13 protein-coding genes are annotated in these 14,913 nt (G+C 72.9%); 6 read left to right on the top strand and 7 right to left on the bottom strand.

The annotated features are described in order from the left end of the window. The first annotated feature begins 24 nt into the window (after window positions 1-24). The 4 genes from ACFYO9_RS02220 (at window position 25) to ACFYO9_RS02235 (ending at window position 3,588) form a co-directional block, all read left to right on the top strand. Window positions 25-963 carry a diiron oxygenase gene (locus ACFYO9_RS02220; RefSeq protein ID WP_355802841.1) on the top strand — a complete coding sequence of 313 codons (939 nt, stop codon included), beginning with the start codon at window positions 25-27 and terminating at the stop codon, window positions 961-963. 83 nt (window positions 964-1,046) lie between these two features. Further along, window positions 1,047-1,772, top strand: a complete 726-nt coding sequence (locus ACFYO9_RS02225) for a TetR/AcrR family transcriptional regulator (RefSeq protein WP_355802843.1) — start codon at window positions 1,047-1,049, stop codon at window positions 1,770-1,772. A gap of 35 nt (window positions 1,773-1,807) precedes the next feature. Beyond that, window positions 1,808-2,080, top strand: a complete 273-nt coding sequence (locus ACFYO9_RS02230) for a hypothetical protein (protein WP_358776839.1) — start codon at window positions 1,808-1,810, stop codon at window positions 2,078-2,080. A 350-nt stretch (window positions 2,081-2,430) separates the two neighbouring features. After that, complete coding sequence (locus tag ACFYO9_RS02235; protein WP_358776840.1) at window positions 2,431-3,588, top strand: C40 family peptidase; 1,158 nt, start codon at window positions 2,431-2,433, stop codon at window positions 3,586-3,588. On the opposite strand, the gene ACFYO9_RS02240 is transcribed toward ACFYO9_RS02235, so the two are convergent. The 5 genes from ACFYO9_RS02240 to ACFYO9_RS02260 are packed head-to-tail and all read right to left on the bottom strand — an operon-like array spanning window position 3,558 to window position 9,125. Next, entirely contained in the window at window positions 3,558-4,796 is a 1,239-nt protein-coding gene (locus tag ACFYO9_RS02240; protein WP_358776841.1) for a styrene monooxygenase/indole monooxygenase family protein, read from the bottom strand. The genes ACFYO9_RS02235 and ACFYO9_RS02240 overlap by 31 nt on opposite strands. Before the next feature lie 58 nt (window positions 4,797-4,854). After that, on the bottom strand, window positions 4,855-5,472 hold the full coding sequence (locus ACFYO9_RS02245; protein ID WP_358776842.1) for an ATP/GTP-binding protein: 618 nt from the start codon (window positions 5,470-5,472) through the stop codon (window positions 4,855-4,857). After that, complete coding sequence (locus tag ACFYO9_RS02250; RefSeq protein WP_355802852.1) at window positions 5,453-5,866, bottom strand: DUF742 domain-containing protein; 414 nt, start codon at window positions 5,864-5,866, stop codon at window positions 5,453-5,455. The genes ACFYO9_RS02245 and ACFYO9_RS02250 overlap by 20 nt, the downstream gene beginning before the upstream one ends. Continuing rightward, window positions 5,863-6,396 (bottom strand): roadblock/LC7 domain-containing protein, encoded by a 534-nt coding sequence (locus tag ACFYO9_RS02255; protein WP_355802854.1) that lies wholly within the window; start codon window positions 6,394-6,396, stop codon window positions 5,863-5,865. Before ACFYO9_RS02255 ends, ACFYO9_RS02250 begins: the two co-directional genes overlap by 4 nt. 8 nt (window positions 6,397-6,404) lie before the next feature. After that, complete coding sequence (locus ACFYO9_RS02260) at window positions 6,405-9,125, bottom strand: nitrate- and nitrite sensing domain-containing protein (protein ID WP_355804138.1); 2,721 nt, start codon at window positions 9,123-9,125, stop codon at window positions 6,405-6,407. 684 nt (window positions 9,126-9,809) lie between these two features. Here ACFYO9_RS02260 and ACFYO9_RS02265 point away from each other — a divergent pair. Further along, window positions 9,810-10,655: a protein phosphatase 2C domain-containing protein gene (locus tag ACFYO9_RS02265; RefSeq protein ID WP_355802856.1), complete on the top strand. Its 846-nt coding sequence runs from the start codon at window positions 9,810-9,812 to the stop codon at window positions 10,653-10,655. Window positions 10,656-10,752: 97 nt separating this feature from the next. Here ACFYO9_RS02265 and ACFYO9_RS02270 read toward each other — a convergent pair whose 3' ends face one another. Further along, on the bottom strand, window positions 10,753-11,286 hold the full coding sequence (locus ACFYO9_RS02270) for a MarR family transcriptional regulator (RefSeq protein ID WP_358776843.1): 534 nt from the start codon (window positions 11,284-11,286) through the stop codon (window positions 10,753-10,755). A 258-nt stretch (window positions 11,287-11,544) separates the two neighbouring features. Here ACFYO9_RS02270 and ACFYO9_RS02275 point away from each other — a divergent pair, with 258 nt between their 5' ends. Beyond that, entirely contained in the window at window positions 11,545-12,381 is an 837-nt protein-coding gene (locus tag ACFYO9_RS02275; RefSeq protein ID WP_355802860.1) for a lysozyme, read from the top strand. A 75-nt stretch (window positions 12,382-12,456) separates the two neighbouring features. Here ACFYO9_RS02275 and lon read toward each other — a convergent pair whose 3' ends face one another. Beyond that, window positions 12,457-14,877, bottom strand: a complete 2,421-nt coding sequence (gene lon / locus ACFYO9_RS02280) for an endopeptidase La (RefSeq protein WP_358776844.1) — start codon at window positions 14,875-14,877, stop codon at window positions 12,457-12,459. Between the last annotated feature and the right edge of the window lie 36 nt (window positions 14,878-14,913).

A 14,913-nucleotide genomic window follows, 5' to 3' on the forward strand; every position in this document is an offset into this window, starting at 1 on the left:
ACCCGCGACAAGGCAGGAACAGTCATGACGACCGTGACGGAAGACGTTTCGCTGGACGGCCTGCGGGACGCGCTCGGACTGCTCAAGGACCGGGAGCAGGTCGCCGCGCGGCTCCTGGAGTCGTCCGCCAAGCACTCCTTCGACCCGGACAAGGAACTCGACTGGGCGGCCCCGGTCGAGGAGGGCAAGTGGTTCTGGCCGCCCGAGCTCGTCTCCCTCTACGACACCCCGCTGTGGAAGCGGATGTCGCAGGAGCAGCGGTTCGACCTGGCCCGGCACGAGGCCGCCTCGCTCGCCTCGCTCGGCATCTGGTTCGAGATCATCCTGATGCAGCTCCTGGTCCGGCACATCTACGACAAGTCGGTGACCAGCAACCACGTGCGGTACGCGCTGACCGAGATAGCCGACGAGTGCCGGCACTCGATGATGTTCGCGCGGATGATCGAGAAGGGCGGGGCGCCGACCTACCCGGTCACGCGCCTCAACCACAACCTCGCGCGCGTCCTGAAGACGGTCTCCACCACCCCCGGCTCGTTCGCCTGCACCCTGCTCGGCGAGGAGATCCTCGACTGGATGCAGCGCCTCACGTTCCCGGACGAGCGGGTGCAGACGCTGGTGCGCGGGGTGACCCGCATCCACGTCGTCGAGGAGGCCCGCCATGTGCGGTACGCGCGGGAGGAGTTGCGGCGCCAGATGGTGACGGCCCCCGCGTGGGAGCGGGCGCTGACGCGGGTCAGTTGCGGGGAGGCGGCCAGGGTCTTCTCCCTCGCCTTCGTCAACCCCGAGGTGTACACGAACGTCGGCCTGGACCGCCGGGAGGCCGTCGCCCAGGTGCAGGCGAGCGGGCACCGCCGTGAGGTCATGCAGACCGGGGCGAAGCGGCTCACGGACTTCCTGGACGACATCGGGGTCATGCGAGGGGTCGGGCGACGGCTTTGGCGGAGTTCGGGGTTGTTGGCCTAGTTCTTCTCGGGCGCGGGTCGCCTGTGGCCGGTCGCGCAACTCCCCGCGCCCCTTACGGGCGCTGCCCAAGTACGCTGCGAGGCATGACCTCGCCAGCCACCACCCCCGCGTACCGCCGCCTGAGCGTCGAAGCGCGGCGGCGACAGCTGCTCGACTCCGCGCTCACCCTCTTCGCGCACCGCGCGCCCGAGGAGGTCAACCTCGACGACGTCGCGGAGGCGGCCGGGGTCTCGCGGCCGCTCGTCTACCGCTACTTCCCCGGTGGCAAGCAGCAGCTGTACGAGGCCGCGCTGCGCTCCGCCGCCGACGACCTGGAGCAGTGCTTCGCCGAGCCACCGCAGGGCCCGCTCACCCGGCGGCTCTCCCGCGCGCTCGACCGCTACCTGGCCTTCGTCGATCAGCACGACACCGGGTTCAGCGCGCTGCTGCAGGGCGGCAGCGTGGTCGAGACCTCGCGGACCACCGCCATCGTGGACGGGGTGCGCAGGGCCGCCGCCGAGCACATCCTGATCCACCTGGGCGTGACGGAGCCGGGTCCGCGGCTGCGGATGACCGTACGGATGTGGATCACCGCGGTCGAGGCGGCCTCGCTGATCTGGCTCGACGGGGACAAGCACCCGCCGCTGGACGAGCTGCGGGACATGCTGGTGGAGCAGTTCATGGCGGTGCTCGTGGCGACGGCGGGGCGTGATCCGCAGACGGCGGACGTGGTGCGGTGGGCGCTCACCCTGGAGACCCCGGACGGTCCGGTCGGCGACCTCGCGCGGCACGTGCTGCCCGTGGTGGCCGACGCGGCACACCTGCTCTGATGCCGCGCTGACCTGCGCGGTGTGACACTGGGGGCGTGAAGAGCCAAGACACTCCCTTCGTGGGCGGCCCCCTGGACGGCCGGGTGCTGCCGGTCCTGCTCGGGCCGACCGGACACCCGCCGAAGGTGTACCGCGTGCCCGTCCCGGACGACGCGGGCGGCCCGCCGACCGTCCTGGTCTACCGGCGGGTGGACGCGAGGCCCGGCGGGCGGCTCACGCTGACCCCTCAGTGGCAGTACGAGTTCTCGCCGGGGGGCGACACGGGGGGCGGCTTGAAGTGGCCCTGGTCTAAGCCGGGGGCCCGCTGACCGTCCATAGGTGCGGGCTCGTCGTGGCTGGTCGCGCCCACGCGGCGGAGCCGCCCATGAATGACACAGTCCCGCGCCCCTGAAACGCCCCTGCGGGGCGCTCAGGGCCGCGTGTCTCGCCGTGCCCTTGGGATGCCCCCGCAGGGGGCGACTCAAGGGGCGCGGGGAACTGCGCGCCCCGCCCCCACCGGCCCGCAGACGGGGACCCCGCGACGCAACCCACCACGCCGACACCCCCTGCAAGGGGGACTCAAGTTGCGCCGACCGCCCCCGCCGGGAGGCGGCCCCGCGCGGCGCGTCGGATGCTCACCCTGCGCGCAGGAGAGCCCTCGCGCACCGGAGGTGATGACATGTCAGCCACGCTGCTGCGGTGGGTCTGCACAGGGGCCGCCCTCGGCACCCTGTGCACCATCGCACCCCCCGCCCACGCGGCACCCGAGGCCCCGGGGCCGGAAGCCCGCCCCGTTGCCCGTCTCCTGACGGACCTTCAGCGGCTGTACCGGTCGGCGGAGGAGGCCACGGAGACGTACAACGCCACTGCGGAGAAGCTGAAGGCGCAGCGCGCGAAGGCGGCGGAGCTGGACCGGAGGCTGGCCGGGGCCCGGGCGTCGGTGCGGGACAGCCGGGGCGACGCCGGACTGTTCGCCCGGCGGCAGTACCAGGGCACCAGCGACCTCTCGCCGTATCTGCGGCTGCTGCTCGCCCGCGATCCGCAGCGCGCCCTGGAACAGGGCCACGTCATCCAGCGGGTGGCCGCGGGGCGGGCCGCCACGATGCGGCGCCTCGTCGGCGGCGAGCGGCAGGCGGACGGCCTCGCGCGCGCGGCGAAGAAGGCCCTGGACACCCAACGCGCCCTCGCGGCACGGCAGAAGAAGCAGCGGGACAAGGTCGACGGACGGCTGCGCGAGGTCGAGCAGCTGCTCTCCGCCCTCACCCCCGACCAGCTCACCGCGTTGCGGGACGCGGAGACGGCCGACACCGAGCAGGCGCAGCGGCAGTTCATGGCGTCCGGCGCGCTCGGCGGCAGCCCCGCAACGCGGCCGCCCTCCCGGCAGGGCGACAAGGCCCTCGACTACGCGGTGCGGCAGATCGGGCGGCCCTACCGCTGGGGCGCCGAGGGCCCCAAGGCGTTCGACTGCTCGGGGCTGACCCAGCGGGCCTGGGCGCACGCGGGCCGGGAGATCCCGCGGACCAGCCAGGAGCAGTGGGCCGAGCTGCGCCGCATCCCCCTGGCGAAGCTGCGCCCCGGCGACCTGGTCGTGTACTTCCCCAAGGCGACCCACGTGGCGATGTATCTGGGCGACGGCAAGGTCGTCCAGGCGCCGCGCCCCGGCGCCCGCGTCAAGGTCTCCCCGATCGCGGCGAACCCGGTGCTCGGCGCCGTGCGGCCCGACCCCCGGGGCCGGGCCATGCGCGGCTACACGCCGCCGAGGCTGCCCGCGGGCGCCACCTCGGGCAGCGACCTCGGGTACGACGGTCAGGCGCCCGGCGCGACCGACTCCAGGTAGGCGGCCGTTTTGTCCGGGTCGAAGAAGAAGTTCTCCAGGTCGGCCGGGTCGTCGAAGCCGTTGACGAACCGGTCGGCGACCTCCTGGAACTGGCCCGCCGCTCCCAGGAGGTTCAGGACGTGCTCCGGCGGCGGGCCCAGCATCGCGTTGGTCCACTTGGTGACGTGCTGCGCCGTGTTCCAGTAGCGGTCGAAGGCCGACTGCATCCACTCCTCGTCGAACGGCTTGTCGCCGTGCTCGACGATGGAGGAGAGGTAGGAAGCGGCGCACTTGGACGCCGAGTTGGAGCCCTGCCCGGTGATCGGGTCGTTGGCGACGACCACGTCGGCGACGCCGAGGACCAGACCGCCGCCGGGCAGCCGGCCGATGGGCTTGCGGACCGTGGGGGTGTAGCGCCCGGCCAGCGTGCCGCCCGCGTCGGTCAGTTCGACCTTGGTGGCGCGCGCGTACTCCCAGGGCAGGTAGCGCTCCAGGAGTTCGAGGGTGAGCGCCAGGTGCTCCGAGGGGTCCTTGACGCCCTGGAAGACGTCGAGAGGACCACCGGGCAGGCCCTCCCAGAAGAGGATGTCCGCGCGGCCGGAGAGGGTGAGCGTCGGCATGACGAACAGCTCGCCGACCCCGGGCACGAGGTTGCAGCGCACCGCGTCGAACTCGGGGTGCTCGGGGCGCGGCCCGAGGCCGTGCACGTACGCCACCGCGAGCGCCCGCTGCGGCTCGGTGAACGGGGAGCGGGACGCGTCGCGCTCGAACATCGAGACGAGCTCGCCCTTGCCCGCGGAGACCAGGACCAGGTCGTAGGTGCGCGCGAAGTAGTCGAGGTCGCCGACCGCCGCGCCGTGGATGACCAGCTGACCGCCGCGCTGCGCGAAGGTGTCCATCCAGCCGGCCATCTTCACGCGCTGGTCGACGGATTGCGCGTACCCGTCGAGCTTGCCGACCCAGTCGATGACCCGGGAGGAGTCGGGTCCCGCGACGGAGATGCCGACGCCCTCGATCCTCGGGGCCTGCGGCTCCCAGAAGTTGACCTCGATGTCCCGCTCGTGCTGGAGCGCGGTGTGGAACATGCACTGGGTGGACATGACCCGGCCGGACCGGATCTCGTCCGCCGTGCGGTTGGACATCAGGGTGACCTCGTACCCCTGTCCCTGCAGGCCGAGGGCGATCTGGAGACCGGACTGACCGGCTCCGACGACAAGTATCTTCCGCATGGGGGCACTTCTCCTACGTACGTTCTTGAGCGGCCGGAGCCGTGGGGGATGGCGTCGGCTATTCGGGGGTGACGTCCAGCGCGTGGCCGACCAGGGCGAGCAGCGACTCGACCACCGAGATCCGCTGCCGGGCGTCCATGATCAGCACCGGGATGTGCGGAGGCACCGTCAGGGCCTCGCGCACGTCGGCCGCCTCGAACCGCTCGCTGCCGTCGAAGTGGTTCACGGCCACCACGTACGGCAGGCCGCAGCTCTCGAAGTAGTCGAGCGCCGGGAAGCAGTCGGGGAGGCGGCGGGTGTCGGCGAGCACGACGGCGCCGATCGCACCGCGCACCAGGTCGTCCCACATGAACCAGAACCGCTGCTGGCCCGGGGTGCCGAAGAGGTAGAGCACGAGGTCGTCGTCGAGCGTGATGCGCCCGAAGTCCATGGCGACCGTGGTGGTCGTCTTCTCCGGGGTGTCGCTCAGGTCGTCGGTGTCGGCGCTCGCCTGCGTCATCAGCGCCTCCGTCTGGAGGGGCGTGATCTCGGAGACGGCGGTCACCAGCGTCGTCTTGCCGACGCCGAAACCGCCCGCCACCACTATCTTCGTGGCGATCGGGGCACGTGACCTGTCCGTCTGCCAGGCCTGCAACTGACCCTCGTTCTCGAGGAGTTCAGAGACGGCGGAGTCCACTCAGCACCCTTTCCAGCAGTGCGCGGTCGGGCTGGCCCGGGCCGTGGCCCGTTCCGTACACCCGGATCTTTCCCTGGTCGGCGAGGTCGCTGAGCAGTACGCGGACCACGCCCAGCGGCATCTTGAGGAGCGCGGCGATCTCCGCGACGGTGCGCATGCGGCGGCAGATCTCGACGATCGCCCGCATCTCCGGCATGACCTTCGACAGCGTGCCCTTGGGCAGTTCGAGGCGCTCCTCGGGCGCTTCGAGCGCGGCCACGAACGTCTCGACGAGCAGCACGTGCCCGAACCTCGTGCGGCCGCCGGTCAGCGAGTAGGGGCGGACGCGGGCGGGTTTCCCGGCGCCGCGCTGCGGGAGCTTCGGCGTCGTACGGCTGCTGCTCCTGCTGCTCATCGGGGGCTCTCCATCGACTGACGCAGTTCGCTGCGGAGTTCGGGGGTGAGGACGTGCCCGGCGCGGCCGACGAAGAGCGCCATGTGGTACGCGACGACGCTCATGTCGCAGTCCGGCGTTGCGTGCACGCCGAGCAGCGAACCGTCGCTGATCGACATGACGAAGAGGCTGCCCTCCTCCATCGCGACCATGGTCTGCTTGACCGCGCCGCCGTCCATGAGCTTGGCGGCGCCGATGGTGAGGGAGCCGAGCCCCGACACGATGGTGGCGAGATCGGCGCTGGAGCCCCTGGGACCGGTGGGGTTCGCGGCCGGGCGCTCGGCGTTCCTGCCGGGGTCGGAGGAGAGCAGCAGGAGCCCGTCGGAGGAGACCACCGCGACCGAGAGGAGGCCGGGCACCTCCTCCACGAGGTTCGTCAGCAGCCAGTGCAGGTTGCGGGCCTCGCTGCTGAGTGCGTGCGCGGCGGGTCCGGCGGATGCAGCGGGTTCGGCGGATGCGGTGGGTTCGGCGGAAGAACTGGGCGTGCGCATGGGCGCAGTCAACTGCTTGCCTCCTCGACTGAGTCCCCCATTACTTCTGCGGCTTGTGTGTTCTTTTCGTTACGTTGCGGCGTTTCCCCCGGCCCCCCGGGGACGGCGTCGGCGGCGAGCTCCGCCTCCACATCCCGGCGGCCGCTCTGCGCGCCCTGGTGGAACCCGCCGAGGCGGCGGCGGAGCGCGTCGGCGTCCACGGATCCGCTGCGCGGCTTGGGCGGCGCGGCCGGCGCGGTGATCTTCGGCGTCCGCTTCGGCAGCCCCTTGTCGGTGACACGCTCCCACTTGGGCGGGGCGGGGGCGGAGGCGGCGGGGGCCTCGGGTGCGGGTGCGGGCTCCGCCTTCGCTGCGGGTTCGGGTTCCGTCAGCTCGGGCTCGGTGGCCTCGGGCTCGGTGGCCTCCGGCTCCGTGGGCTCCGGCTCCGTCGGCTCGGGCTCCGTGGGCTCCGGTTCCGGTGCGGACGGTGTGGGCGGCGCGGCCAGCTCCATCGTCCGCTCGGCCGCGGCGATCAGCGGATCCGGGTGCTCACCCTCGCCGGAGGCGGAGGCGGACGCGGACACGGCCCCGGAAGACCCGGCGCCCGTCAACCGCCCCGGAATGACGTTGGAGTTGGCCTCGGCCTCGGAGCCCGGCAGGTGGACGAGGCCGGTGTCCCCGCCCCGCCCCGGGGCCACCGTGGCGGCCGGCACCCCCGGCGAAGGCGCCTCGGCGAGCAGCCCGGCGGGCAGCACCACGACCGCGGCGACGCCGCCCTGCTTCTGCTCCCGCAGCCGTACCCGCACCCCGTGCCGGGCCGCGAGCCGCGCGACGACGTAGAGGCCGAGGCCGAGCCCGTCCCCGCTCTCCTGGTCGTACGTGTCGTCCGGGTCGAAGTCCGCGAGGCGGGCGTTGAGCTCGCGCATCCGGTCCTGGGTGACCCCTATCCCCTCGTCCTGGACGGAGAGCATGACCTCGCCGTTCTCCAGGAGCCAGCCGGAGACCTCGACCGCGGCGTCCGGCGGCGAGAACGAGGTGGCGTTCTCCAGGAGTTCGGCGGTGAGGTGGCTGAGGTCGTCCGCGACGAACCCCGCGACGTGCGCGTGCGGCGGCAGGGTGGCGATGCGGACCCGCTCGTACCGCTCGATCTCGGAGACGGCCGCGCGCACGACGTCCACGAGCGGGACCGCGCCGGGGTGCTGGTGGCCGTGTTCGGCGCCGGCGAGGACCAGGAGGTTCTCGCTGTGCCGGCGCATGACGGTGGCCAGGTGGTCGAGCTTGAAGAGGGTGGCGAGCCGGTCGGGGTCCTGCTCGCGGTCCTCCAGGTTCTCGATGACGGCAAGCTGGCGCTCCACCAGGCCGAGCGTGCGCAGGGCGAGGTTGACGAAGGTGCCGTGGATGGACCGGCGGACCCGCTCCAGGTGTGCGGATGCCTCGGCGAGCTCCTCGCGCAGCGCCGCGCGCTCGTCGGCCATCGACTGCCGCTGCCCGATGAGGTGCTTGCGGTCGGTCTCGAGGGTGCCGAGGCGCTCGGTGAGGGCGGCCGCGTGGCCGTGCAGCGCGTTGACGGAGCGGACGACCTGGGCGAACTCGTCGTCGCGGCCCGTGAAGCGGATCGGCTCCTGGGGCGCGGGCTCGCCGGCCAGGCGGGCCGAGCCGAGGCGCAGGACGGCGAGCGGGCGGGTCAGCGAGCGGGCCGCGCCCATGGCGACGCCGACCGCGACGAGCAGACAGACGCCGACGAGGGCGATCCGGATCTCCAGCGCCGTGACGTCGTCGTCGCGCAGCTGGGCGAGGTGCTTGGTGCGCTCGACGCCGAGCGCGGACTCGGCGCCGCGCATCGTCTCGATGCGGGCGGAGAGCGCGGCGTCGACCTTCTTCCGGTCGTAGCGCCGCTCGGCCGCGGAGAGCGTGGGCCGGTCGGTGAGGCGCTCCAGGTACTTCTCCGCCGCGGTGACCTCGGCGCCGGTGACGGTCGACACGTAGGTGGCGCGGGCGGGGTCGTCCGCCGCGTCCCGGAAGTCGGCGAGGGCGGCGAGCTCGCGGACGCGGGCCTGCTGGGCGGCGCCGCTCAGCTCGTCACGGCGCCTGGTAGCGGCCGGTGACTCCTCGGTGCCGGTGGCGGGCAGGCCGGTGATCGGGTCGACGGCGGGGGTGCCGGTGGTGGGGTCGGGCAGGGCGAGGGCGGCGAGAAGGAGGCCGCGGGTGGCGGCGGCCTGCTCGACGGCGTGGTCGAGGTCGGTGAGGGCGAGCGCGCCCCGGTTGGCCTCGGGGGGCAGCTTCTCGGCCAGGTCGCGGGTCAGGCCGTGCAGTTCGGCGATGACCTTGCTGTACGCCTCGTGGGCCTGGAGAGCACTGCTCTTGCCGGTGAGCGCCGCTCTGCGGACGGCGGCGACGTCGGCGAGGTCGTGGCGCAGCGCGGCGGGCGCGTCGGCGTCGCGGAGCTCGTCGATCTGCCGGTCCACGCGGGCGCTGCGGCTCTGCGAGAGGCCCTTGTCCTGGGGGCGTCCCGCGGCGATGAACGAGGTGACCTCGTCGCGCTCGTCGGCGAGCGAGTGGCCGAGGGAGACCGCCTGCTGGGTCTGTTCGGCGAGCGTCACCAGGCTCTGGGTGTCGCCGAGGCGGTCGGACGCGGCGATGACGGCGGGGGCGCCCGCGCCGAGGACGGCGGCGGCGACGACGGCCACGGCGATGATCAGCCGATTGCGTACGCGCGCGGTGGGCGCCTTGTTGACGAAGGGCGCCGGCACGACGGAGGACGGCGTGGGCGCGGCGGGTGGCGTGGACGCGGTGTCGGGCGCGGACGCGGCGGGTGGCGCGGGCGGCGTGCCGGTGGCGCCGGCCGTCGCGGCGTCGTCACGCGCGGAGGTGTCGTGCGTGTCCCGTGCGGTGGCTGCGTGGTCCGCGGGGGCGGGCGCGGAGGCGGGGGCCGGGTCCGCTCCGGTGCCCGGTGTCGGGTCCGTGGTCGTGCGCTCCGGCACACGCCCGGTCGGAGTGGTCGCGCCCGGCGTGGCCCCTTCCGGGGCCTTCTGCTTGCCTTTGCGCCCAGGCCGAATCTTCTGCACCGGTGCTCGCATTCTTGTTTTTCGTCTGCCTTGGGCCCGGGTGACGGCCTGTCAACACGAGCGCTCCCCCGGTACGGTTCCTGACCCTTCCAGTGCCGGTGAGTGGCGGTCGTGCATCGCCTGCCTGGCCACCCGAAGGAGTGAACATCGGCGGGGAGTTGGCGGGCAAGTCCCGCGGTGGCGACCACGCGGCCGGTGCGGTGCGCCGGTTGGACGTCTCCGGAAGGCTTTGGCAGGATGCGCCGCCACACCCCGCCGGAGTTGATCATTCCGGTCGAATTCCGGCGTGGGCCCCGCCGGTACGGGCCCGCCCCGCACCCCTTTCCCGCTCCTGGTGAGCCGCGGGCACCTCGCGGGCAGACTGACCGGATGCGCATCGAACTCGCCACCGAACCCGGTGACCCCGCACGCCCCAACGAGGACTATGCCTCGGTCGCGGTTCCCGCGTCCGGACAGGGCGGTTCGCTCGTCCTCCTGGACGGTGTGACGCCGCCCGAGGGCACGGTGGGATGTCCGCATTCCGTCCCCTGGTTCACCGCCCGGCTCGGCGGCGCGCTGGGGGAACTGTCCGTTTCACGCCGGGACATGACGCTCACTGAGGTCCTCGCGGACGCCATCTCCCGTACGGCCGAGGCCCATGGTTCAACGTGTGACCTTTCTCACCCGCGCACGCCTCAGGCAACCGTGGTGCTCGTACGGTGGGACGAGGAGCGCGTCGAGCACCTGGTCCTGTCCGACTCGGCGCTGCTCATCGGGGGGCCCGACGGCACGGTGACGGCCGTGCTCGACCGGCGCCTTGCCGAACTGCCGCCCGCCGTACAGGCCCTGCGCGACCAGGTGCGCGCCCTGCCCCGCGGCTCGGCCGAGCGGGACGTGGCGGCCCGCGCCTACGGCGTCGCGGTCGAGGCACTGCGCAACGCCGAGGACGGCTTCTTCACGGCCGCCGCCGACCCCTCGGCCGCCGGGCGCGCGGTCACCGGCGAGCTGGCGCGGGCGGACGTGACGGCGGTGGCGGCGCTCACCGACGGGGCCGGGCGGTGGGTCGAGACGTTCCGCGAGGGCGACTGGGCGGACTGCTTCGCGCTGCTGCGCAAGCAGGGGCCGCGGCATCTGGTGGAGCGGGTCAGGGAGTTGGAGCGCGCGGACCCCGACCGCCTCGCCTACCCGCGCGGGAAGCGGCACGACGACGCGGCGGTCGTGTACGCGGAGTGGTGAGGCGGGCCCGTACGCCCAGTGGTGACGCGCCGCTCCCGGGGGCCGGCGGCCCCGACAGGCGCGCGCGACGTACGCGGACGGACCGTTCCCGTACGCCTCAGGCGTCCGCGCTGTCGTTCAGCCGGCCGAGCAGCCGGGCCAGTTCGGAGACCTCCGTGCGGTCCCAGCTCGCGAGCCGGCGCACGTACTGCGCGCGGCGCGCGGCCCGCACCGTGCGGAAGCGGGTGCGGCCGTCCGGGGTGAGCCGGATGAGCCAGGCGCGCCCGTCGGCCGGGTCGGGCTCGCGGGAGACCAGGCCGAGCTCCTCCAGGGCACGCAGCTGGCGGCTCATCGTGGCCTTGCCGACGCCGATGTAGGCCGCGAGTTCGGTGGCCCGCCGCGGGCCGGAGTCGTCCAGGCAGACGAGCAGGCCGTACGCGGCGGGCTCCAGGTCGGGGTGGACCTGGCGGGCCATCTCGCCGGAGGACGCACGCGCGCGGCGCAGCAGGAGGGACAACTCCCGTTCGAGGGACAGGAACTCCCGGTCCTCGCCCTGCTCCACCGCGTCCTGTTCCACTACGTCCTGTTCCCGCTCGCCCTGCTCCGCCTCGTCCCGCGCGCCGCTCTCCGCACCCTCTTCTGCAGCACCCATGTCCCGCTTTCCCGATTCTGAAAGTTGTCGCCGACAGGCCCTCGTGCCGCGGCCGTGGCGCCGGCGGCCTGACCAGTATTTCGCAAGGTGGCGACCGTGCCGCCCGGCCGGTGCCGTCACAGGAGTGGACCAACGGCAGAAGTCCGGACCTCTTCCCTGGCGCCGGTCTACGTGCGTAGCTTTTCAAGTGACATGTTCACACCAGAGCATGTCGACAGGTCCCCACCGAGCACCACCGAGGCCTTCGGAGGCACGCCCATGCCCGTGCACAGACCCGGAACGGCCCGCCGCTCGCGCTTGTCGCCGGCGGGGGTCCTCCTCGCAGCACTCTCCGCTCTCTCCCTCCTCCTGACGCTCCCCACGGCGGCCAGGGCGGACGACGACGTCCCGCAGCGCGGCTCCGCCCGCCTCGGCCAGGGCGTCGTCGCACACGACGGCCAGGGCGGCCGGCCCACGGGCGGTGACGCGACCCAGACCGAGGGCGTCGACGTCAGCGGCCACCAGGGCAACGTCGCCTGGCAGACGCTCTGGAACAGCGGCGTGAAGTGGGCCTACGTCAAGGCCACCGAGAGCACCTCGTACAAGAACCCCTACTTCACCCAGCAGTACAACGGCTCGTACAACGTGGGCATGATCCGCGGCGCGTACCACTTCGCGACGCCGGACACCTCGTCCGGCGCCACCCAGGCCAACTACTTCGCGAGCAACGGCGGCGGCTGGTCGCGCGACGGGCGGACGCTGCCGGGCGCGCTGGACATCGAGTGGAACCCGTACGGGGCGGCCTGCTTCGGCAAGTCGCAGTCCGCGATGGTCAGCTGGATCCGCGACTTCCTGACCACCTACAAGGCGCGCACCGGGCGCGACGCGGTCATCTACACCGCCACCAGCTGGTGGAAGGACTGCACGGGCAACTACAGCGGCTTCGGCGCGAGCAACCCGCTGTGGATCGCCCGCTACAACACCGGCCCCGGCGAACTCCCGGCCGGCTGGGGGTTCCAGACGATGTGGCAGTACACCTCGTCGGGTCCGACGGTCGGCGACCACGACAAGTTCAACGGCGCGCTCGACCGGGTGGTCGCGCTCGCCAACGGCTGAGCGCGGCACCGCCCGTACGCGGACGGCGGCCACCCCGGGTGGGGTGGCCGCCGTTTCCCTGTGCCGTCCCGGGCCCTACGCGGCGACCGGGACGCGCATCTCGGCCTCCGTCAGGGCCAGTTCGAGCACCTGACGTACGTCCGTGACCGCGTGCACGTCGAGCTTGTCCAGGACCTCGGCGGGGACGTCGTCGAGGTCCGCCTCGTTCCGCTTCGGGATGATCACCGTGGTGATCCCGGCGCGGTGCGCGGCGAGCAGCTTCTGCTTGACGCCGCCGATCGGCAGCACCCGGCCGGTCAGCGAGACCTCACCGGTCATCGCCACGTCCGTACGGACGAGCCGGCCGCTGAGCAGCGAGGCGAGGGCGGTGGTCAGCGTGACGCCCGCGCTCGGCCCGTCCTTGGGGACCGCGCCGGCCGGGAAGTGGACGTGCACGCCGCGCTCCTTCAAGTCGGCGACGGGCAGCTCCAGTTCGGCGCCGTGCGCGCGCAGGAAGCTCAGCGCGATCTGCGCCGACTCCTTCATGACGTCGCCGAGCTGGCCGGTGAGCGTGAGCCCGGAGGCCCCGGTCTCGGGGTCGGCGAGCGAGGCCTCCACGAACAGGACGTCGCCGCCCGCTCCGGTGACCGCGAGCCCGGTGGCCACGCCCGGCACCGCCGTGCGCCGCTCAGCCGGGTCCTGCGCCGACTCCGGCACGTGGTGCGGGCGTCCGATGAGCGCGCGCAGGTCGGCGTCGGTGACGGTGAACGGCAGCTCCCTGTCGCCCAGTTCGTGCTGCGCCGCGACCTTGCGGAGCAGCCGCGCGATGGAGCGCTCCAGGTTGCGCACGCCCGCCTCGCGGGTGTACTCGCCGGCGAGCTTGCGCAGTGCGCTCTCGTCGAGCGTCACCTCGTCCCGCTCCAGGCCGGCCCGCTCCAGTTGGCGCGGGAGCAGGTGGTCGCGGCCGATGGTGACCTTCTCGTCCTCGGTGTAGCCGTCGAGCCTGACCAGCTCCATGCGGTCGAGCAGGGCCTCGGGGATGGCCTCCAGGACGTTCGCCGTCGCGAGGAACACGACGTCGCTCAGGTCGAGTTCGACCTCCAGGTAGTGGTCCCGGAAGGTGTGGTTCTGGGCCGGGTCGAGGACTTCGAGGAGGGCGGCGGCCGGGTCGCCCCGGAAATCCGAGCCGACCTTGTCGATCTCGTCGAGGAGCACCACCGGGTTCATCGACCCGGCCTCCTTGATCGCCCGCACGATCCGTCCGGGCAGCGCCCCCACGTACGTACGACGGTGGCCGCGGATCTCCGCCTCGTCGCGGACGCCGCCGAGTGCGACGCGCACGAACTTGCGGCCCATGGCGTGCGCGACGGACTCGCCGAGCGAGGTCTTGCCGACGCCGGGCGGGCCGACCAGGGCGAGCACGGCGCCGCCGCGGCGCCCGCCGACCACCCCGAGGCCGCGGTCGTTGCGGCGCTTGCGCACCGCGAGGTACTCGGTGATGCGCTCCTTGACGTCCTGGAGCCCGGAGTGCTCGGCGTCGAGGATCTCCTGGGCGCCCTTGATGTCGTACTCGTCCTCGGTGCGTTCGTTCCAGGGCAGTTCGAGGACGGTGTCGAGCCAGGTCCTGATCCAGGAGCCCTCGGGCGACTGGTCGCTGGACCGCTCCAGCTTGTCGACCTCCTTGAGGGCGGCCTCGCGGACCTTCTCCGGCAGATCGGCGGCCTCGACGCGGGCGCGGTAGTCGTCGGACTCCTCGGCCGCGTCCTTGCTGTCGCCGTTGATCTCGCGCAGCTCCTTGCGGACGGCGTCGAGCTGGCGGCGCAGCAGGAACTCGCGCTGCTGCTTGTCGACGCCTTCCTGGACGTCCTTGGCGATGGACTCGGCGACGTCCTGCTCGGCGAGGTGCTCGCGCAGCTGCTCGGTGGCGAGCTTGAGGCGGGCGACCGCGTCCTCGGTCTCCAGGAGCTCGATCTTCTGCTGGACGGTCAGGAACGGCGAGTACCCGGAGTTGTCGGCGAGCGCGGCGACGTCGTCGATCTGCGTCACGCGGTCCACGACCTGCCAGGCGCCGCGCTTCTTCAGCCAGCTGGTGGCGAGCGCCTTGTACTCCTTGACGAGCTCGGTGACGGAGCCGGGCAGCGGCTCGGGCACGACGTCGTCGACCTTCGTGCCCTCGACCCAGAGCGCGGCGCCGGGACCGGTGGTGCCGGCCCCGATCCGCACCCGGCCGCGACCGCGGATGAGCGCGCCGGGGTCGCCGTCGGAGAGCCGGCCGACCTGCTCGACGGTGCCGAGGACGCCGGTCGCGGCGTACGTCCCGTCGACGCGCGGAACAAGCAGCACCTTCGGCTTGCTGTCGCCACTGGACCGCGCGGCGGCCTGCGCGGCCTCGACCGCGGCCCGCACGTCCGCGTCGGACAGATCGAAGGGCACCACCATCCCGGGCAGAACGACCTCGTCGTCGAGCGGCAGCACCGGCAGGGTGAGCGACGTGTACGTGGTGGACTCAGCAGCCATGATCTCCCCTTCGGCATTCAAGTTGAGCTATACCGA

The organism is Streptomyces sp. NPDC005863, from assembly GCF_042871345.1.
GTDB lineage: Bacteria > Actinomycetota > Actinomycetes > Streptomycetales > Streptomycetaceae > Streptomyces.